Source organism: Leifsonia sp. SIMBA_070, from assembly GCF_046534635.1.
In the GTDB taxonomy this organism is placed as follows: domain Bacteria; phylum Actinomycetota; class Actinomycetes; order Actinomycetales; family Microbacteriaceae; genus Leifsonia.
In genome coordinates this window covers 2,468,282-2,487,721 of the sequence record NZ_JAWRYK010000001.1, presented here as the reverse complement: position 1 = coordinate 2,487,721, position 19,440 = coordinate 2,468,282, and the positions used below count along the sequence as shown (strand labels likewise).

Below are 19,440 nucleotides of genomic sequence, written 5' to 3'. Positions count from 1 at the left end.
TACTTTTCGCAAGTGGCGCTCTACGATGGCAACGTGACCACCGAGACGACCCTTCCCCGACCGAAGCCGCGCGACCGCGTCCTGGCCGCAGCGGCCCGGCTGTTCGTTCGCGAAGGCGTGAACGCTGTGGGCGTCGACCGGCTCGCTCAGGAGGCGCAGGTCTCCAAGCGCTCGCTCTACCAGCACTTCGACGGCAAGGATGCCGTGGTCGCCACGATGCTGCAGGAGTACGGGCCGAGCGTGGTGGCCGCATACTTCGTCGGCGATGAGGAACCCAGTCCCCGTGAGCGCGCCCTCCACGTCTTCGACGCCCTCCACGAAGCGGCCCAGGCCAGCGACTTCTACGGGTGCCCGTTCGTCAACGTGGCGACCGAGCTGCGCGACCGCGAGCATCCCGCCGCCGTCGTCGCCCGCCACTTCAAGGAGGCTCTGACGGCGTACTTCGAGCGTCAGGCCGAGGAGGCGGGTGCGCGCGACCCGCACCTCCTCGCGGTGCAGCTGACACTGCTGTTCGACGGCGCCTCCGCCAGCGCCGCGATGCGTGGCGGCACCCCGGACGCGGCGCGCATCGCCGTCGCGCAGCTGTTCGACGCGGCTACGGCGCGATCGACAGGAAGATGAACGCCGCGAACAGCACCAGGTGGATGCCGCCCTGCAGGCGCACGGCGCGCCCCTGGACGATGGTGAGGATGCTCACCAGCACCGTCAGGACCAGCAGCACGATCTGACTGGCGCCGAGCCCGAGGTGCAGCTCGCCCGGCAGCCAGATCGACGCGACGGCGATGGCAGGGATCGTCAGGCCGATGCTCGCCATCGCGGAGCCGAGGGCCAGGTTCAGGCTGGTCTGCGTCCTGTTCCGGTTGGCCGCCTTGGAGGCTGCGATGCCCTCCGGCAGCAGCACCAGCAGCGCGATCACCACGCCGACGAACGACTGCGGGAGGCCGATCGCGGTCACCGCGCGCTCGATCGGGGTGGACTCCAGCTTCGCCAGTCCGACCACGGCGACCAGGGAGACCAGTAGCAGGCCCACGCTGATCCACGCGGTCCGGTCGGAGGGTGCGCTCGCGTGGTCGTCCTCGCTCAGCGGCTGGCCCTTGCTGCCGACCGGCAGGAAGAAGTCCCGGTGGGCGACTGTCTGGGTGAAGACGAACATCCCGTACAGGGCGACGGACGCGATCGCGGCGAACACGAGCTGCGGCGCCGAGAACCGGGGGCCGGGCGTGGAGGTGAAGCTCGGCAGCACCAGCGTCAGCGTCGCCAGCGCGGTGACGGTGGCGAGCGCGGCCCCGCTCCCCTGCGCATTGAAGGCGGTCGAGGAGCGGCGGGAGGCGCTGAGCAGGAGGGAGAGCCCGACGATCCCGTTCATGGTGATCATCACCGCGGAGAAGACGGTGTCGCGGGCGAGCTCGGCGGAGTCCTTGCCCGTGGTCATCAGGGTCACGATCAGTGCCACCTCGATGATGGTCACCGCCACCGCGAGCACGAGGGAGCCGAACGGCTCGCCGACCCGGTGGGCGACCACCTCCGCGTGCTGAACGGCGGCCAGGACGGTGCCGGCGAGGACCACGGCGACCACCGCCACCGCGACCGAACCGAGCGGCACCGTCCAGAACGCGACCAGGACCACGACGCCGATCGCGGGCACCCCGATCGTCCACCATCGTGCGAGCCAGGTGCCGAGCGCCATCATGCGTCCATCCTGCCAGGCGGGTCCGGCGCGGGGCAGGGCGGCCGCGCACCGGACTTCCGGCGGGCCTGCGGCATTCGCCGGGCTTCCCGTGATGGGATGGGCGCATGACCGGGAACTGGACCCTCCGCGTCGCCGGCTCCGCCGGCCTCGCCCTCGCCCTCGCCCTCGTCGTCGCCGGCTGTGCGACGCCGAACTCCGCGCCGACGAGCGACAGCGCCTCCGCCTCCGCCTCCACGACGCTGACCTCGTCGCCGCGGCCGACCGGGACGTCGACCGCCGTGCCGATCGAGGGCCAGTGCGACACGTCGAAGCTCACCGGGACCATCGGCAAGGGCGGCGGCGGCGCTGCAGGCAGCGTCGAGGTCACCATCGTGCTGACCAACAACGGGAGCACCGAGTGCTCGCTGCAGGGCTGGCCCGGCGTGTCCTTCGTGGGCGACAACAACGGCACCCAGCTCGGCAAGCCGGCCGACTTCGACCGCAGCACGCCGCACCCGACCGTGGTCCTCCAGCCGGGCGGCACCGCCCAGGCGCCCCTGAGGATCACGCAGGCGCTCAACTACCCGGAGGCGGACTGCAAGCCGAAGCCGGCCGACGGCTTCCGCGTCTACCCGCCCGGGTCGACCGAGTCGCTCTTCATCGCCGACGCCGACGTGACGGCGTGCACGACCGACACGGTCTCGCTGCTGCAGGTGGGTGCACTGGTCGGGAGCTGACCCTCCCGCCCTCGAGAGTGTGTGGGTGCGGGCTGTGCGCGGCTAGGAGCAGACGCGGGCGATCGCTCCCTGCCAGGCCGTCCGGACGGCCGCGGAAGCGTTTTCGACCGCGTTATCGGCCGAGGAGGATGCGGATCCGGGGGCGGGCGGCACTGCCGCGTACACACTGACGCTGTCGGAGAGCGCGTCGAGGCTGCCGCGCACCGGATCGAGCGCTGCCACGACCGAGTCCGTCGCAAGGTCCTGCGTGCGTGCGTCGAAGGCGGCGACGGCCGAGCGGATGGCGCGGGCGGAATCCGCGTCCGGCGCCCGCAGCGGGAGCCGCGCCTGCAGGGTCGCGTCGAGGGCGTGCCGGGCGCTCGCGATGGCGGCGCAGTCGCGTCCCCGCTCGGCCGACGCCTCGGAGAACAGCGGGAACTCCGTTCGCACTGCGGTGCCGAGGAGCAGAGCGGCGGTGACGCATCCGACTGCCAGACCGATCAGAGCCGGCCAGAACCGGCCCCTGCGGTGGGGCGGCACGACGGCCCGCGGCGGTGCGGCCCGATCGAGCTCCCGCGGCTCGCGGAGGGAGGAGGTCACTCGTTCACCGTAGCGGCACCGGGTGAACTCTTCGTTGCGCCATTCTGCACGAGTCGCGTCCGCGATCGGCCCGATACGCTGGGGCCGTGCCTCCCGAACGCCCGCCGGCCGGCCGCGCGACTCCGCGCTGGCTGGTCCGCCTCGTCGTCGTCACGGCCCTGGTGGGCGTCGGTGCGGGCATCGGAGGCGGGCTCGTCTACCTCGGACTCCACACGCTCCAGCATCTGGCGTTCGGCTACTCGGAGGGCGACTTCTACCAGGGTCTGCTGCAGGCGCCACCCGTCAGCCGCGTCGTGGCGCTCGCCGTCGCCGGCGTCGTCGGAGCCGTCGGCTGGTGGCTCCTGCGGCGGTGGGGGAGGCGCGTCCCCGCCCACGCCGTCGTGTCCGTCGAGCAGGCGGTGGGCGGTCGCAGGATGCCGCCGTTCGCCACGCTCGCCAACGCGGCGCTGCAGGTGGTCATCGTCGGCCTGGGCGCCTCCATCGGCCGGGAGGTCGCGCCGCGCGAGATCGGCGCGCTCTGGGCCGGCTGGCTGGCGGAGCGGGCGGGCGTGTCGGCGCGGGAGCGGCGCATCCTCATCGCCTGCGGCGCGGGAGCGGGCCTCGCCGCGGTCTACAACGTCCCGTTCGGCGGCGCCGTCTTCGCGGTCGAGATCCTGCTCGCCGAGGTGAGCTTCGCGACGGTGCTCCCGGCGTTCGCGACGTCGGCCATCGCCGCGCTGGTGGCACGGGTCGTGGTCCCCGCGAACCCGCTGTACGCGCTGCCGCCGCTGCACCCGACGGCGACGGTCGTGGTCTTCTCGCTGCTGGCCGGTCCGCTGGTCGGTTTCGCGGCGGTCGGCTTCGTCCGGGCGGCGCGGTTCGCGCAGAATCATCGTCCGAGGTCGTGGACCATCCTCATCGTGATGCCGGTGACCTTCATTGCGGTCGGCATTGCGGCCCTCTGGTTGCCGGCCATCCTCGGCAACGGGCGTGCGCTGGGCCAGCTGGCGTTCGCGGCCTCTGTGCCGGTGGTCGTCATCCTGGTCACGACGATCGTGAAGGCGGGCTCCACGATCGCCACCATCGGCGCGGGCGCGGCCGGTGGAACGCTGACGCCGTCGCTGGCGATCGGCGCCGGCCTCGGCCTCGCCGGGGGCGCGGCCTGGAGCCTCCTCTGGCCCGGCGCCGCACTCCCCGCGTTCGCCCTCATCGGTGCGGCCGCCTTCCTCGCCGTGACGATGCGGGCGCCGCTGACAGCACTGATCCTCGCGATGGAGTTCACCGGCCAGGGCACCGACCTCCTGGTGCCCGTGATGCTGTGCGTCGCGGGCGCCGTTGCGGTCGGGTACCTGCTCGAGCGGACCCGGGTCACCGGGGTCGCGTAGCCCGCGGGATCCGTCCGCTACCGTCGGCGATCCGCCCGCTACCGTCGGCGATCCGCCCGCTACCGTCGGCGATTTGGCCCGATCCCGCACAGATCGCCGTCCCCACCGCGGCCCGTCGGAGATTTCAGGCCCGATCTCCACCCATACGGGGAGGCTGGGCAGCGGCAGCAGGCGCACGGAACGCTGGAAGGACGAACGACACAACAGTCAGGAAGCCGAACGACACGGCGCAGCCGACGGTCCCCGCAGTCGCCCCGAGGCGATCCACGACCACGCCGACTGCGGCGGGCGCGATGGGGGCGAGCGCACCGACCAGGAGTGCGACGGACGCCTGCACCCGCCCGACCAGTTCATCCGGGACCCGTCTCGACAGCTCGCCGAAGAGGCTCGCGGACACCACAGGCGCCGTGAAGAACGCCACGGCCCCGCACACCCCGATCAGCACGGGCGAGTGCAGGGGAAGGAGTGCGACGACCGCAAGGGTGTCGACGGAGGCTGCCGAGCGGAACACGACCGCCGGTCTCAGCCGTCGTTGGATGGCGGGCGTCAGCAGCGCGCCGACCAGACCACCGAAGCCGCTGATCGTGTACATCAGGCCGATCTCGGTGCTCGTCGCGCTGCGCTCCTGGGCGAGGACGATGACGATGAGTCCCACAGCACCGAAGGTCGCCGTGAGCGCGGCCACCCAGAGTGCGGAGGCGAAGAGGAACCGTTCCCGCACCAGCCACCGCCAGGCGCCCCCGGCGGCGCGGCCCGCAACGGACCGGCCGTGCGCGGGCGGAACGGCGAGCAGAAGGACCAGCGAGACCAAGTAGCTGGCCGCATCGACGGCGAACGGGAGCCACGGCGCGACCCCGTACAGAGCGCCGCCCGCCAGCGGTCCCAGCAGGCCGGCCAACTGCGCGCGGGACTGCATGCGCCCGACGGCGAGCGCTCGTTCGTCCTGTGGCGTGATGGCGCGGATCAGCCGGAACTCCGCAGGCGCGAAGACGGAGCCGGCCACCACCTCCAGAGCTACGACCACGAGAACGAGCGTGGTGGCGGCGACGCCGGATGCGACGCACACGCTCAGCGAGGCGAGCAGGGCAGCCCGCGCGCCGTCGGCTGCCAGCAGCAGGCCGCGCGCAGGCCTGCGGTCCGAAACGGCGCCCGCAGGCAGCCGCGTGAGGAGTCCCGTGGCAGCGACGACAGTGCCGACGAGACCAGCCTGCATTGCGGAACCGGTGGTGTCGAGAAGGAGCAGCGGATACGCGAGTGACGACACGCTCGTCCCGAACTGGGACAGCGCCTGCGAGATCCACAGGATCCGGAAGACGCTTCGCCAGCTCATTCCTCCAGCCTAGGAACGGGGAGCCGGGCTTCGTCAGTGGAATATCACAGCCGATGGAAGGGGCTCCTCGGAGCCGGAGCCTCATTGTGTACGCCTACGCCCGCACCGACCGGACCCTGCTTCGCGATGGCGTACCGATTCCGGTCTTGGGGGGATGGACGGCGAATCAACAAGGGTGGGCCCGGTGGGGCTCGAACCCACGACCCGCGGATTAAAAGTCCGATGCTCTGCCAACTGAGCTACAGGCCCTCACCTCCAATCTAGCGTGGATTCAGGTGGTGGATGGACGGGGGCAGAATGGGGGGATGTCCGATCGGTTCCACAAGCCCGCGCTCTTCACGAGCGGCATGTTCGAGGCGTTCCTCGGGGGAGAGGACCCCGCCCAGATCACCAAGGTCGCGCATGAGACCGCACAGGCGCTCCTCGCGCGGGTGCGGCAGGATCCTGACCCCGCTGTGGTCGACCGACTGGTCGCCTTCACCGACGAGCACGGCATCGATGCGCTCGCCGAGCTGTGGTCGCGGTCGAACGCGAAGACCCTGCCGGGGGCGCTGTGGCGCATCTACCTGCTGCGCCTGCTGATCCGGCAGGATGCGGAGGGCACCGCGTACTTGTACCAGCGCGGTACGGAGGTGCTCCGGTCGATCGACGCCGTGGTCGCCGGTGCACCCAATCCCACCGGGCCGGCCGAGATCACCGAGCTCGCCGACCGCATCCTGCGTGGGCTGTTCGAGGGCGACTTCGCCGTCGCGCTCGACCGCGCCGCCGCGTTCTGCCGCGTGGCCGCGGCGGGTGCGGCCTCCGTCGCCGACGACCGGGACGTGCTCGACCCGGAGCGCGCCAGCGAGCTGACCACGCGGGCGCTGCGCTTCACCCGCACCGCGGAGGAGCTGGCAGTGTGCGCGCGACTGTGGCGGTCGGGCTCGCTCGACTGACCAACGACCGCGGAGAGGTCAACCCCCTCTCGCCATCCCGCGTTCTCCCGCTGCGAACGCCACGCCCGGCGGCGGCCGCTAGGCCTCCTGTACACTGGATGTCGCCGGGCCGCAGTAACCCCGGGCTCCAAAACTAGCCGCTTCGAGCGGCCTCGCGCCGAGAGGCGTTCTGCGGCCCGGCACTCATCTGTCAGGCAGCCTGTCGGCCGATGGGCGGACCGGACGAGCGGAGACGACGTGGAGGACGCCCCTGCGGTCGATCTCGACGCCCTCCTCGTCCGCACCGCCGCCGGCGACCAGTCCGCCTTCTCCGCGTTCTACGACGCGACCGCGGCTCGGGTGCTTGGGCTCATCCGCCGCCTCCTGATCGACCCCGCGCAGTCGGAGGAGGTCACGCAGGAGGTGTACCTCGAGGCGTGGCAATCCGCTTCCCGGTTCGATCCGAATAAGGGTCGAGCGCAGACGTGGATCCTGACCATGGCCCACCGCCGCGCCGTCGACCGGATCCGTGCGTCGCAGGCGTCGCGGGACCGCGACACTGCCGTGGGCATCCGCGACCTGCCGACCGCCTACGACGAGGTGGCGGAGACCGTGGAGGTCCGGGTCGAGCACGAACGAGTGGAGGTGGCCATGGCGAAGCTGAGCGAGCCGCAACGCCGGGCCGTCACCCTCGCCTACTACGGCGGCCTCAGCCAGTCGGAGGTGGCCGCCGAGCTCGGCATCCCGCTGGGCACAGCCAAGACTCGGCTGCGCGATGCGATGATACGGCTGCGACAGGAACTGGGGGTGACGACATGACCGACGAGAACGACCGCGCGGACGGCCGACTCGGCTTCCGCCTGGGCGCGGACGACGAGCAGGAGGCGCGCGCCTTCGAGGACGTCGCCGCCGAGCTCGCGCTCTCCGCCGAACCCGTCGAACCGCGGCCCGATATGAAGGCCGCTCTGTTCGCCCGGTTGGCCGACACCCCGCAGCTCGCTGCAGAGGATGTGGATGCGACCGAGCCGGCCGCTCCCGCGGCACCCGCTCCCGCGCCTGCCGACCCCGAACGCGCCGCAGCCGAACCCGCCGCAGCTGAACCCGCCGCCACGGGCCCCGCCGAGCGCGCCGCCCAGCGGCGCTGGTTTCAGCGCCCCGGCCTCATCCTCGCCGCCGCCGCGGCCGCCGTCGTACTGTTCATCGGCGGGGCGTTCGTCGGCTCCGCCCTCTCGGGCAACAACTCGTACCAGTCGCAGCAGGCGTCCGCCCTGGCGGAGATCAACGCGGCCGGCGACGTGCAGCGCGCGACCGCCCCGGTCTCGGGAGGCGGCACCGCGACGCTCGTCTGGTCGGGTGAACTGGGCCGCTCGGCGCTCGTCGCCACTGGCCTCCCGGAGCTTCCCGGCGGCAAGACCTACGAGCTCTGGTACATGCGCGACGGGAAGGCCATCCCGGCGGGCACCATGGAGCCCTCCGGCTCCGGCTCCACCTGGCGCGTCCTCACCGGCACGATGAGCGCGGGAGACGCCGTCGGCGTCACCGTCGAGCCGCGGGGAGGCTCATCGAAGCCGACCACCGACCCCATCGTCGCCATCAACTCCTGAGCCCGAATCGCTGGGCCCCGCACACGCACGAATCCCGCGGCGCACCGGGCGCCGCGGGATTCCGCGTGTGTTCGACGGGCCGGATCAACCGAAGCGGCCGGAGACGTAGTCCTCGGTGGCCTGCACGGTCGGGTTCGAGAAGATCTGGTTCGTGTCGTTGTACTCGATGAGCTTGCCCGGCTTGCCGGTGCCCGCGATGTTGAAGAACGCCGTGCGGTCGGAGACGCGGGAGGCCTGCTGCATGTTGTGGGTCACGATCACGATCGTGTAGTCGTTCTTCAGCTCCTCGATGAGGTCCTCGATCGCGAGCGTGGAGATCGGGTCGAGGGCCGAGCACGGCTCGTCCATCAGCAGCACGTCGGGGGAGACGGCGATCGCCCGCGCGATGCAGAGACGCTGCTGCTGGCCGCCGGAGAGGCCGGAGCCGGGGAGGGCCAGACGGTCCTTGACCTCGTTCCACAGGTTGGCTCCCTGGAGGGACTTCTCGACCAGGTCGTCGGCCTCGCTCTTCGACATCCGCCGGTTGTTCAGCTTCACGCCGGCGAGGACGTTGTCGCGGATGCTCATGGTCGGGAACGGGTTGGGGCGCTGGAACACCATCCCCACCTGGCGCCGCACGAGCACGGGGTCGACCCCGGTGCCGTACAGGTTGTTGCCGTCGATCATGACCTCGCCCTCGACGTACGCGCCGGGGATGACCTCGTGCATGCGGTTCAGGGTGCGGAGGAAGGTCGACTTGCCGCAGCCGGACGGCCCGATGAACGCCGTGACGGTGCGAGGCTCGATGGTGAGCGACACGCCTTCGACGGCGCGGAAGCTGCCGTAGTAGACGTTGAGGTCGTCGACTTCGATGCGCTTGGACACTGCCGGGTACTCCTTAGAAGATGGGCTGAGCTTGTCGGGTGCCGGGTCAGCGGCCGTACTTGGGGGCGAAGACCTTCGCGATGATGCGACCGACCAGGTTGAGCAGCATCACGATGATGATGAGGGCGAGAGCGCCGGTCCAGGCGCGATCGATGGAGGCCTGCGCGTGCAGACCGGCGGCCTGCGTGTACTGGGTGTACACGAACACCGGCAGCGCCATCATCCGGTCGTTGAAGAGGTCGTAGTTCATGCTCGTCGTGAAGCCGGCGACGATGAGCAGCGGGGCCGTCTCGCCGATCACACGGGCGATGGCCAGCATGACGCCGGTCACCAGTCCTGCGACCGAGGTGGGGAGGACGATCTTGAGCACGGTAAGCCACTTCGGCACACCGAGCGCGAGGGAGGCCTCACGCAGCTCGTTCGGGACGATTCGCAGGATCTCCTCGCTGGAGCGCACGACGACCGGGATCATCAGCACGGACAGCGCGACCGCTCCCATGAAGCCGTTGCGGATGCCGGGGCCGAAGAACAGTGCGAACAGCGCGTACGCGAACAGACCGGCGACGATCGACGGGATGCCCGTCATGACGTCGACGAAGAACGTGATGCCGCGGGCGAGCATTCCGCGGCCGTACTCGACGAGGTAGATCGACGTCAGGAGGCCGATCGGCACCGAGATGACGGCGGCCATCAGAGTGATCTCCAGCGTGCCGACGATCGCGTGCAGGGCGCCGCCGCCGTCGCCGATGACGTTGCGCATCGACTCGCTGAAGAACGTCAGGTCGAAGCGGGCGAGCCCCTGCGCGACGACCGTCCAGCCGAGGGAGATCAGCGGGAGCAGCGCGATGATGAACGCGGTGGCGACCAGCGAGGTGACCAGCCGGTCCACGGCTTTCCGCGATCCTTCGATCAGCAGCGAGGTCGTGTAGATCGCGATGTCGAAGAAGACCGTTCCGAAGAAGATGGCGCCGACGATGTTGAAGCCCTTCGTCGCACCGCTGGCGGCCAGCATGGCGAAGATCGCGCCGAAGACGACCCAGGAGGCGACCAGCATGGTCCAGGGCGCCCAGCGGGGCAGCTTGCCGGCCGTATAGGAGTTGGCGAGCGGGCGCGGTGCGGTGGCGGTGGTGGTGGCCATCAGTTCGCTCCAGAGAAGGCCTTGCGGCGGCTGACGATGTACCGGGCGAGCATGTTGATGAGCAGCGTCACCACGAACAGCACGAGGCCGGAGGCGATGAGTGCGTTCACGCCGATGCCGGTCGCCTCGGGGAACTGCAGCGCGATGTTGGCGGCGATCGTGTTCGGGCTCTGCGCCTGCAGCACGGCGAACTTCACGATCAGGGCGGGGGAGAGCACCATCGCGATCGCGAGGGTCTCGCCGAGGGCGCGGCCGAGGCCGAGCATGATGGCCGAGATGATGCCGCTGCGGGCGAAGGGCAGCACGGCCATCTTCACCATCTCCCAGCGCGTCGCTCCGAGGGCGAGGGCGGCCTCCTCGTGGAGGCGCGGCGTCTGCAGGAAGATCTCGCGGCAGATCGCGGTCATGATCGGGATCACCATCACGGCGAGTACCAGCCCGGCGGTGAGGATGGTGCGGCCGGTGCCGGAGACCGGGGGAGCGAAGAGCGGGAACCAGCCGAGGTACTGGCCGAGCCAGGCGTAGAACGGCTGGACGAAGGAGGCCAGCGTCGCGATGCCCCAGAGGCCGAAGACGACCGAGGGGACGGCGGCGAGCAGGTCGATGATGTAGCCGAGGGTCTGGGCGACCCGGCGGGGCGCGTAGTGCGAGATGAACAGCGCGATGCCGATGGACAGCGGTGTCGCGATCAGCAGGGCGATGAGCGCGGCCCAGATGGTGCCGAAGACGAGCGGCCACACCCAGGACCAGAAGTCGGTGGCGTTGTTGGGGAGTTCTCCCGCTCCGGCGAACAGGGCGGGGATGCTCTGGACGACCAGGAAGATCGCTACGGCGGCCAGCGTGGCGAGGATCAGGGATCCGGCGACGACGGTGCTGGTCGAGAAGACGCGGTCGCCGAGGCGGATCTTCGCCTTCGGCCTGATGGCTCCTGCGGTTCCGGCGGTCATTCCTTGCTTTCTCTCATCGGGTGCGCCTGGGGGGAGGCTGAGGGTGGGAGCACCGCTCGGCCCGGGCTGCCGGAGCAACCCAGGCCGAGCGGCCAGGTGTTACTTGATGCTGGCGGTCGCCTTGGTGACCTTGGCGGCCAGGTCGGTCGACAGCGGGGCCGAGCCGGCCTGCTCCGCGGCGGCCTTCTGGGCGTCGCTGGAGATGATGTAGTCGACGTAGCCCTTCACCAGGTCCGCCTTGGCGGAGTCCTTGTACTCCTGGCAGGCGATCACGTAGGAGACCAGGACGAGCGGCCAGGCGCCCTTCGTGGTGTCCTTGCGGTTGATCTGGATGGCCAGGTCGTTGGCCTCACGGCCGTCGGCGATCGGGGAGGCGGCGACCACGGCGGCAGCACCGTCGGCGCTGATCTTCTCGTAGTTGCTGCCGACCTTGAGCTGGGCGATGCTGAGGCCCGCCGAGCCCGACTCGTCGATGTAGGTGATCGAGTTCTTCGCGTTCTTGGTGGCGTCCGCGACACCCGAGGTGCCCTTGGCCGCGTCACCCACCTGGAACGGGAAGGTCTGCGCGGCCGGGGCCGTCCAGACGTCGGGCGCGTTGGCCGCGAGGTACTCGGTGAAGTTCTGGGTGGTGCCCGAGTCATCGGAGCGGTGCACGACCGTGATCGGGGCCGACGGGAGCGTGGCGCCCGAGTTCTGGCTCTTGATCTTGGCGTCGTCCCAGGTGGTGATCTTGCCCGAGAAGATGCCGGCGATGGTCGCGGCGTCGAGCTTGAGGTCCTTCACGCCGTCCACGTTGTACGCGATCGCGATCGGGGAGATGTAGACCGGGAGGTCGATGCCCTTGCTGTCCGCGGCGCAGCCGGCGAACGTGGAGGCGAGCTCCTCCGTCTTCAGTGCGGCGTCGGAGCCGGCGAAGTCCGCGGCACCGGAGATGAAGCTCTTGCGGCCGGCGCCGGAACCCTGCGGGTCGTAGTTGATGGTGGCCTTGGGGTTGGCCTGCTGGAAGCCGGCGGCCCAGACGGTCTGCGCGGCGCCCTGAGCGGACGAGCCGATGCCGTTGAGCGTTCCGGAGAAGTTCGTTGCAGCGGCCGTCGTGGTCGACGGGGTGCTGCCCTCGTTCGACGCACACGCGGTCAGAGAGATGGCGGCGGCGGCGAGGAGTGCCACAGGAGCGCCGATGCGCTTGAGATTCACAGTTGTCCCTTCGGGGATCAGTAACAACAGGACGGGGTCGGTGCGACCCGCGTGTGACGCTATTCCCGGTGTCTGTCCAGAGTCCCCCGCAGCGGTAAACGGGAGGTTAACGCGGGGTGTTCTCTTGTCCCCGACGTCCTGTGAATCCGCGGCGGAATCAGCCTGTGATCTGCACCGCCGTCCCGAGCGGAAGGGCGTCGACCGCGGCGATCGCCTCGGCCGAGAGCCGGATGCACCCGTGCGAGACGGCGCCGCGGGCGGACGACTGGAAGTGGATGCCGATCAGGCCGCCGTCGGAGCCGCCGTACGGTTCGTCTGCGGCTGTGGCGTGCAGCGACGTGAGCTGGATGCGGTGCCTGGTCTGGCCCTGGGCCGGGTCGAGGTACCGTGCCTGCAGGTAACCGGTCGCCGCCGGGGTCGGGGTCGCATCGGTGCCCACACCGGCCGGGAAGCTCTTCAGAGACTTGCCTTTTCCGTCGACGATGTCGAGAGTCTGCTTGGAGGTCGAGATCACGACCTTCCTGGTCAGCGTCTTTCCGGGCAGAAGGTCACGCGTCGGGATCCACGCGGCACTCTGGGCAGGTGCCGGCTTCTTCGCGCTGGCCTTCGACGGGAGCTGCTGTCGCGCCGGCGTGAGGACGAGAGACCATTGGCCCTTGGTCGCTATACGGACGACGACCGTCCGGTCGCCGAGGAAGTTCTTGGCGTCGAGTCGCGCGATCGGAGTGGTGAGATCGTTCCCGTACAGCGCGGTGTCGAAGGGAACCCGGTGCGTGGTCGTGACCGTCGCCGTGGTCGCCGCTGGCAGCAGTTCCGGAATGACGGAGTTGTACGTCGCTTCGGGAAGGGCAGCGATCTGGGAGCGCGCGAGTCGCTGCGGCAGCGACGGACCGGCCTGGGAGCCGGTGGATGTCGCAGCGTGGTTTCCTGCGTCCGGGGAGCATGCGGTGAGCCCCACGAGCAGCGCGGCAGTGCAGAGGATTGTCGGGATCAGGCGGTGGCGTGTCATCGGTTCTCGTTCGGGGAAGGTGTTCGGGAGGTGCGCTGGTCGGGGAACCACGACGGCGGCGATGCGGACTGTCGAGTCCGCACCGCCGCCGCTGCAGTCGGGTCAGGTCAGCCCGCGACGATCGGGAGGACGCTGCTCGTGCCCGCGGTCTCGGTCGAGGGGTCCGCGTCCGGAGCCGGGACGAAGTCCTCGCCCTGACCGGCGCCCGGGTCGACGTTGTCATCGGCGACGGTGTCGTCGCCGGTCACATCGATGTCGATGGAGTTGGACACCGTGGACGTGTCGCCGGTCACCGTGACCGTCAGCTTCCCGGCGGTGGCGACGCCCCCGGCGAGGTAGAAGGCGAAGTCGTACGTGCCGGCCTCGTCGGCCGTCGGGACGGAGAACACCACCGGCAGCTTCTGCCCGGCGTAGTCGACGACGATCGTCAGGGTCTCACCCGGCGTGTAGCCGGCGGCGTGGATCTGGATGCCCTTGTCGGGGTTGACCAGGTCCGCAGTCGTGATGGTGCTCACGTTGGAGGTGATGCCCTTGTCCTCCAGCTCGTCGACGGGCGGGTTGGTCTCGTCGACGGGCGGGTCGGTCTCGTCGACGGGCGGGTCGGTCTCGTCGACGGGCGGGTCGGTCTCATCGACCGGCGGGTCCATCTCGTCGACGGGAGGCGTCGGATCGACGACGGTGAGCGTCACGGGGGTGGACTCGTCGTCCAGGTCGCTGGTGGCGGTCAGTGTCAGGGTCTCGTCGAGCACGGGATCCGCGAGCTGCGGAAGAATCGTCTCCTCGAAGTCGCCGTTGTCGTCGACCGGGTTGGCGACGTCGTACGACTCGGAGTCGCCGGTCACGTCGTTGGTCAGAGTCAGCGTGACGGCGGCTCCGGCGGTGAAGCCGGCTCCGGTCACGTCGAGCTCGGCCCAGGCGCCGGCGATGATGTCGGTGCTTGCGACAGTGAGCGTGCCGGTGGCGGCGTTGGCGGGCGCTGCTGCGAAGAAACCTCCGGCGATGACGGTGGCCGCTGCAGCGAGGGCCCCGAAGCGGAAGCGCGTTGAGCTGGTCATTCAAATCCTCTGGTGAGTGTGGAACGTGCCGGGTGGCACGCCACGACGCTACCAGGAAGAAATGTCAGTAGATCAAATTAGGCACAATTGCGGTCAGTACTGACACCTCGACCGCTTCTGGAGGTCCCCGGCCGGCTCCGTCGTTGCACGCAGAATCGCCGGTCGGCCCAACCGGGGCCCGACCGGCGGATTGCGGCCGGTTCTAGCGGTCTTCGACCGGTGCGTAGGTCTCGATGGAGACGATCCCGGAGGCCGGGTTGGTCGCGGAGAGGTGCACGACCGAGAAGCCGCCGGTGTCGAGGGCTGCGGCGTCGTTGAGGTAGCCGCCGGGCATCGTGCCGGTCGCCAGCGCGATCTCGCGCAGGATCTCGGGCAGCACCGGGCCGTGACTGCACAGAACGGCGGACTTGCGTGAGCGGATGCGCTTGCCGACGACGCGCCGGACGTCGGCCGCCCCCTCCTCGTACGCGTCCTGGCTGATACCGTGCTCGCGGTGCGGCTTGATCCCGGTCGCGGCGGCGAGCGGAGCGACCGTGGTGACGCAGCGGACGGCATCGCTGGTGATGATGCGTTTCGGGCGCCAGGTCTGCAGGGTCGCGACGTCGCCGGCCGCCTGCTTCACGCCGCGCTCGGTGAGCGGGCGGGAGGCGTCGGAGCCGTCCCAGTGATCGCGCGGCGCCGCCTTCCCGTGGCGCAGCGCGATGAGCGCGAAGGTCGACGTGATGCCCTGGTGGACCAGCCCGTCGAACGCGTCGAGGATCTCCACGTCGCGTTCGTAGGTGAGGTAGCCGCGGGCTTTCTTGATCGTGACCCACTCGAGGGCGGCGATCTCGCTGTTCGGCACGAACGTGGACCGTTCGATCGCCTTGTCGCTCACTTCAGCCGCCCAGAAGTGGACGATCTTCTCGCGCCCGCTGCTCAGGGGGTAGGTGGACACCCCGAGCGGCACGCCCAGCCCGATGCGCAGCCCGGTCTCTTCGTGGATCTCGCGCACGGCCGTCTGCGGCAAGGTCTCGCCAGGGTCGACCTTGCCTTTGGGGATCGTGACATCGCCGTACTTGGTGCGGTGCACGACGAGCACGACGATGCGGTCGTCGACGACCCGCCAGCACAGCGCACCGGCGGCGTAGATGGCCGCGCTCACCGCCTCGTTCCCGTGCGGGTGCTGCGGGGCCGGTGGCTGTACTGCTGGATGAGCTTGTTCTGGAGGTCGACCAGCGGCTTGCCGTCGTCGTCGAGGTGGTGCCTGGTCCAAACGCCGTCCTGGTCGAGCTTCCACGTCGCCGTGCGCTCATCGAAGGCCAGATCGAACAGATCCTCCAGCTCGCGCAGGTGGTCCGGATCGGAGAGCCGCACCAGGGCCTCCACCCGGCGGTCGAGGTTGCGGTGCATCATGTCGGCGCTGCCGATGTAGACCTGCGGTTCTCCTCCGTTGACGAAGGAGAAGACGCGCGAGTGCTCCAGGTAGCGGCCCAGCACGGAGCGCACCCGGATGTTCTCGGAGAGCCCTTCGCGCCCGGGCACGACCCCGCAGATGCCGCGCACCCAGAGGTCGACCGGCACGCCGGCCTGACTGGCGCGGTAGAGCGCGTCGATGATGGCCTCGTCGACGATTGAGTTGAGCTTGATCCGGATTCCCGAGGGCCGGCCGGCTTCGGCGTTGACCCGCTCGGTCTCGATCCGCTTCAGCAGTCCCTTGCGGAGGTGGAGCGGTGCCACCAGCAGCCGCTTGAACTTCTTCTCGATCGCATACCCGGAGAGCTCGTTGAACAGCCGGGTGAGGTCTTTGCCGACCTGGTCGTCGTCGGTGAACAGCCCGAGGTCTTCGTAGATCCGCGAGGTCTTCGGGTTGTAGTTGCCCGTGCCGATATGGCTGTAGCTCTTCAGGACGCCCTTCTCCTCGCGGATGACGAGAGCGAGCTTGCAGTGCGTCTTCAATCCGACCAGGCCGTACACGACGTGGACGCCGGCCTTCTCGAGCTTGCGCGCCCAGGAGATGTTGTTCTGCTCGTCGAAGCGGGCCTTGATCTCGACCAGGGCGAGCACCTGCTTGCCGGCCTCTGCGGCGTCGATCAGGGCTTCGACGATCGGGCTGTCACCCGACGTCCGGTACAGCGTCTGCTTGATGGCGAGGACGTGCGGGTCGGCCGCCGCCTGCTCGAGGAACGCCTGCACGCTCGTGGCGAAGGATTCGTACGGGTGATGGACCAGGACGTCCTGCCGGGTGATGGCCGCGAAGATGTCGGGCTTGGCGTTGGGTTCGCTCGGCATGAGCTGCGCCGGCGTGGTCGGGACGTGATTGGGGTAGTGGAGGTCGGGGCGGTCGATCTTGGCGAGGTCGAACAGCCCGCCCAGGTCGAGAGGAGCGGGCAGCCGGTACACCTCCTGCTCGGTGACGTCGAGCTCGCGGACGAGCAGACCGAGGGTCACCGCGTCCATGTCGTCGGTCACTTCGAGCCGGATCGGCGGCCCAAAGCGGCGGCGCAGCAGCTCGCGCTCCAGTGCCTGGATGAGGTTCTCGGTCTCGTCCTCGTCGATCTCGACGTCTTCGTTGCGGGTGACGCGGAAGACGTGGTGGTCGAGGATCTCCATGCCGGGGAACAGATCGCCCAGGTGGTTCGCGATCAGGTCTTCGAGCATGATGAACCGCACCTGGCCGAGGCCCTCGCGCTGGTCGATCCGCACGAACCGCGGCAGCATCTGCGGCACCTTGAGGCGCGCGAACTGCTCCTTGCCGGTCCGCGAGTTGCGCACGCGCACGGAGAGATTGAGCGAGAGCCCGGAGATGTAGGGGAAGGGGTGGGCCGGGTCGACGGCGAGCGGCATCAGCACCGGGAAGATCTGCTGGGAGAAGATGTCGCGCATCTGCGCCCGGTCGGCGTCGTCGAGCTCGCCCCAGGTCGCCACCGTGATGCCGGCGTCGCGCAGAGCGGGCAGGACGAGGTCGTGGTACGCGCGGGCGTGCCGCAGCTGCAGCTCGTGCGCCTTCTCGGAGATGTCGGCCAGGACCTCTTGCGGTGCCCGCCCGACATTCGTCGGGACGGCGAGTCCGGTCGCGATGCGCCGCTTGAGCCCGGCCACGCGGACCATGAAGAACTCGTCGAGGTTGCTGGCGAAGATCGCCAGGAAGTTGGCCCGCTCGAGAACGGGGAGCAGCGGGTCTTCCGCCAGCTCCAGCACGCGCTGGTTGAACGCCAGCCAGCTCAGCTCGCGGTCGAGGTAGCGGTTGTCCGGAAGCGTCGGGTCGGGCTCGTAGATGAAGGGAGCGAAATCGTCGTCGAAGTCGCTGCCCAGGCTCCCGCCCAGCCCTGTGTCGAAAAGGCCGTTCTCCAGAGTCGTGCGCTCGTCCATTGCTCCATCATGTCACCGCGCGCAGACCCAGGGGACGGCCGTACGTAAACGGTGGATAAACGCTGCCTGTGGAGAGAATCTTCACATCTGGAGGCCGACCTCCCGGCGGTACTGCACATCCACCGTGCGGTCGACGAAACCGGCGGACCGGTACAGTCCTAGCGCTGCGTCGTTGTCGCCCTCGACGTAGAGGTCGACGCGGGAGACTCCGCGCTCCGCCAGCCGCGACATCCCGGCCAGCAGCAGAGCGCGCCCGAACCCGCGGCCGGCGAGCTCCGGATCGACGCCGAGCACGTAGATCTCGCCCGCTCCCTCCTCGACCTTGAGCCAGTCGAAGCCGGCCATGCGCCCCTCCGCGTCGCGCAGCACCAGCACGTCCTCCGCATCGAACCAGGGCTCCGCCATCCGGTCGTGCAGGTCGTCCAGGGTGAGCGAACCCTGCTCGGGATGGCCGGCGAACACCCGCGCATTCAGACGGACCCACTCCTCCTCATCGGTCCCGGGTCGCAACGACGACAGAGAGTAGGGAGATGGGGGCCCGGCAGGGGTCGACGGCGCGTCCGGCACGGGAGCGGTCAGGCGCAGCAGCCGGCGCACAGGCTCGAAGCCGAACCGCTCCGCCAGCCGTGCGGCCGCAGGATGGCCGCCGTGCGCCCACGCCGTCAGCGGACCCGCTGCCGTCGCCAGCAGTCCGTCGAGCACCGCCTCCCCGAAGCCGAGGCCACGGAACAGCGGGTCCACGACCAGGTCGAGCTCTCCCCGGCCCAGGACCGCCGCCGCGACGACGCGCCCCTCTGCCGCCCCGCCGGATGCCGTGGCGACGACGGGCGAGCGGCGGCCCGCTGCGAGGTCGAGCCGGGTCTGCTCGTTGAAGGCGTCGGCGCCGTCCTCCTCCATCCCGGACGCGGCGACGTCGAAGAAGACCGCACGCTCCGCAGGGTCGTCGAGGTCAGGGACGGACAGACGTAGGGAGGCGGTCATTGTCCTCCTCGTAGACGTTGAACCGGTAGCCGACGTTGCGCACGGTACCGATCAGCGACTCGAGGTCGCCGAGCTTGGCGCGCAGTCGCCGGACGTGCACGTCGACCGTACGCGTGCCGCCGAAGTAGTCGTACCCCCACACCTCACTGAGCAGCTGCTCCCGGGTGAAGACCCGCGACGGGTGGGTCGCGAAGAACCGCAGCAACTCGAACTCCTTGAAGGTCAGGTCGAGCTGGCGGCCGTGAGCCTTGGCCGAGTAACTGGCCTCGTCGATGGTGATGCCGGACGCCTGGATCTTCGACTGCGAGTGCTCCTGGGTCTGCCGTCCGATCGCGAGCCGGATGCGCGCATCCACCTCGGCCGGACCGGCGCTGTCGAGCACGACGTCGCTGACGCCCCAGTCGGCGCTCACAGCCGTCAGCCCGCCCTCGGTCAGCACCAGGAGCAGCGGGACGGTCACGCCGGTCGTGGTGAGGATCTTGCAGAGCGACTTGGCACTGGCGAGATCGCGCCGGGCGTCCACGAAGATGAGGTCGCAGCTGGGTGCGTTGACGAGGGCAGCCGGCTCGGCCGGGATCTGGCGGACGCGGTGGCTGAGCAGGGCGAGTGCGGGCAGCACATCGGCGCCAGGGCCGGCGCCGCTCGCCCCGGACAGGCCGGCAGCCGACGATCCCAGTCCCGAGCCGATCGACCCGGCGCCGCTC

The 19,440-nt window shown here is 69.9% G+C and carries 20 protein-coding genes and 1 tRNA gene; 6 read left to right on the top strand and 15 right to left on the bottom strand.

From position 1 onward, the window contains the following. Positions 1-33: 33 nt before the first annotated feature. Entirely contained in the window at positions 34-621 is a 588-nt protein-coding gene (locus tag SB754_RS11730) for a TetR/AcrR family transcriptional regulator (protein ID WP_410782500.1), read from the top strand. On the opposite strand, the gene SB754_RS11725 is transcribed toward SB754_RS11730, so the two are convergent. After that, entirely contained in the window at positions 596-1,690 is a 1,095-nt protein-coding gene (locus tag SB754_RS11725; RefSeq protein WP_410782499.1) for a calcium:proton antiporter, read from the bottom strand. The two genes, SB754_RS11730 and SB754_RS11725, sit on opposite strands and share 26 nt — an antisense overlap. Before the next feature lie 104 nt (positions 1,691-1,794). Between SB754_RS11725 and SB754_RS11720 the strand changes: the two genes are divergently transcribed. Next, a complete protein-coding gene (locus SB754_RS11720; RefSeq protein ID WP_410782498.1) occupies positions 1,795-2,406 on the top strand; it encodes a DUF4232 domain-containing protein in 612 nt (203 codons plus the stop codon). Between the two features lie 42 nt (positions 2,407-2,448). Here the strand turns inward: SB754_RS11720 and SB754_RS11715 are convergent, their stop codons facing one another. Further along, on the bottom strand, positions 2,449-2,985 hold the full coding sequence (locus tag SB754_RS11715; protein WP_410782497.1) for a transporter: 537 nt from the start codon (positions 2,983-2,985) through the stop codon (positions 2,449-2,451). Positions 2,986-3,071: 86 nt separating this feature from the next. Here SB754_RS11715 and SB754_RS11710 point away from each other — a divergent pair, with 86 nt between their 5' ends. Next, the gene (locus tag SB754_RS11710; protein WP_410782496.1) at positions 3,072-4,349 is read left to right on the top strand and encodes a chloride channel protein; all 1,278 of its coding nucleotides are present in this window, start codon (positions 3,072-3,074) and stop codon (positions 4,347-4,349) included. Here the strand turns inward: SB754_RS11710 and SB754_RS11705 are convergent. The 3 genes from SB754_RS11705 to SB754_RS11695 form a co-directional block, all read right to left on the bottom strand. Then, positions 4,333-4,455, bottom strand: a complete 123-nt coding sequence (locus SB754_RS11705; RefSeq protein ID WP_410782495.1) for a hypothetical protein — start codon at positions 4,453-4,455, stop codon at positions 4,333-4,335. The genes SB754_RS11710 and SB754_RS11705 overlap by 17 nt on opposite strands. Before the next feature lie 18 nt (positions 4,456-4,473). Beyond that, complete coding sequence (locus tag SB754_RS11700; RefSeq protein WP_410782494.1) at positions 4,474-5,679, bottom strand: MFS transporter; 1,206 nt, start codon at positions 5,677-5,679, stop codon at positions 4,474-4,476. 176 nt (positions 5,680-5,855) lie between these two features. Next, positions 5,856-5,928 (bottom strand) — tRNA-Lys (locus SB754_RS11695). A gap of 56 nt (positions 5,929-5,984) precedes the next feature. On the opposite strand from SB754_RS11695, the gene SB754_RS11690 reads away from it, so the two are divergent. The 3 genes from SB754_RS11690 (at position 5,985) to SB754_RS11680 (ending at position 8,197) form a co-directional block, all read left to right on the top strand. Further along, positions 5,985-6,614: a DNA-directed RNA polymerase subunit beta gene (locus tag SB754_RS11690; protein ID WP_410782493.1), complete on the top strand. Its 630-nt coding sequence runs from the start codon at positions 5,985-5,987 to the stop codon at positions 6,612-6,614. A gap of 237 nt (positions 6,615-6,851) precedes the next feature. Then, complete coding sequence (gene sigK, locus SB754_RS11685; RefSeq protein ID WP_410782492.1) at positions 6,852-7,412, top strand: ECF RNA polymerase sigma factor SigK; 561 nt, start codon at positions 6,852-6,854, stop codon at positions 7,410-7,412. Then, positions 7,409-8,197, top strand: a complete 789-nt coding sequence (locus tag SB754_RS11680; protein ID WP_410782491.1) for an anti-sigma factor — start codon at positions 7,409-7,411, stop codon at positions 8,195-8,197. The genes sigK and SB754_RS11680 overlap by 4 nt, the downstream gene beginning before the upstream one ends. A gap of 84 nt (positions 8,198-8,281) precedes the next feature. Here the strand turns inward: SB754_RS11680 and pstB are convergent, their stop codons facing one another. From pstB to SB754_RS11630, 10 genes are all read right to left on the bottom strand, one after another. Beyond that, positions 8,282-9,061 (bottom strand): phosphate ABC transporter ATP-binding protein PstB, encoded by a 780-nt coding sequence (gene pstB, locus SB754_RS11675; RefSeq protein ID WP_410782490.1) that lies wholly within the window; start codon positions 9,059-9,061, stop codon positions 8,282-8,284. Between the two features lie 46 nt (positions 9,062-9,107). Beyond that, a complete protein-coding gene (gene pstA, locus SB754_RS11670) occupies positions 9,108-10,199 on the bottom strand; it encodes a phosphate ABC transporter permease PstA (RefSeq protein ID WP_410782489.1) in 1,092 nt (363 codons plus the stop codon). Beyond that, on the bottom strand, positions 10,199-11,146 hold the full coding sequence (pstC, locus tag SB754_RS11665; RefSeq protein WP_410782488.1) for a phosphate ABC transporter permease subunit PstC: 948 nt from the start codon (positions 11,144-11,146) through the stop codon (positions 10,199-10,201). The genes pstA and pstC overlap by 1 nt, the downstream gene beginning before the upstream one ends. 99 nt (positions 11,147-11,245) lie before the next feature. Then, positions 11,246-12,340: a phosphate ABC transporter substrate-binding protein PstS gene (gene pstS, locus SB754_RS11660; protein WP_410782487.1), complete on the bottom strand. Its 1,095-nt coding sequence runs from the start codon at positions 12,338-12,340 to the stop codon at positions 11,246-11,248. Between the two features lie 157 nt (positions 12,341-12,497). Next, positions 12,498-13,349 carry a L,D-transpeptidase gene (locus SB754_RS11655; protein WP_410782486.1) on the bottom strand — a complete coding sequence of 284 codons (852 nt, stop codon included), beginning with the start codon at positions 13,347-13,349 and terminating at the stop codon, positions 12,498-12,500. A gap of 107 nt (positions 13,350-13,456) precedes the next feature. Continuing rightward, positions 13,457-14,404, bottom strand: coding sequence for a hypothetical protein (locus tag SB754_RS11650; protein WP_410782485.1), 948 nt, complete (start codon positions 14,402-14,404; stop codon positions 13,457-13,459). 202 nt (positions 14,405-14,606) lie between these two features. Beyond that, positions 14,607-15,548, bottom strand: coding sequence for an NUDIX hydrolase (locus SB754_RS11645; protein WP_410782484.1), 942 nt, complete (start codon positions 15,546-15,548; stop codon positions 14,607-14,609). Then, a complete protein-coding gene (locus SB754_RS11640) occupies positions 15,545-17,755 on the bottom strand; it encodes an RNA degradosome polyphosphate kinase (protein WP_410782483.1) in 2,211 nt (736 codons plus the stop codon). The genes SB754_RS11645 and SB754_RS11640 overlap by 4 nt, the downstream gene beginning before the upstream one ends. Positions 17,756-17,836: 81 nt before the next feature. Continuing rightward, positions 17,837-18,736 (bottom strand): mycothiol synthase, encoded by a 900-nt coding sequence (gene mshD, locus SB754_RS11635; protein WP_410782482.1) that lies wholly within the window; start codon positions 18,734-18,736, stop codon positions 17,837-17,839. Beyond that, positions 18,705-19,391, bottom strand: a complete 687-nt coding sequence (locus tag SB754_RS11630; RefSeq protein WP_410783310.1) for a DNA-binding response regulator — start codon at positions 19,389-19,391, stop codon at positions 18,705-18,707. Before SB754_RS11630 ends, mshD begins: the two co-directional genes overlap by 32 nt. Between the last annotated feature and the right edge of the window lie 49 nt (positions 19,392-19,440).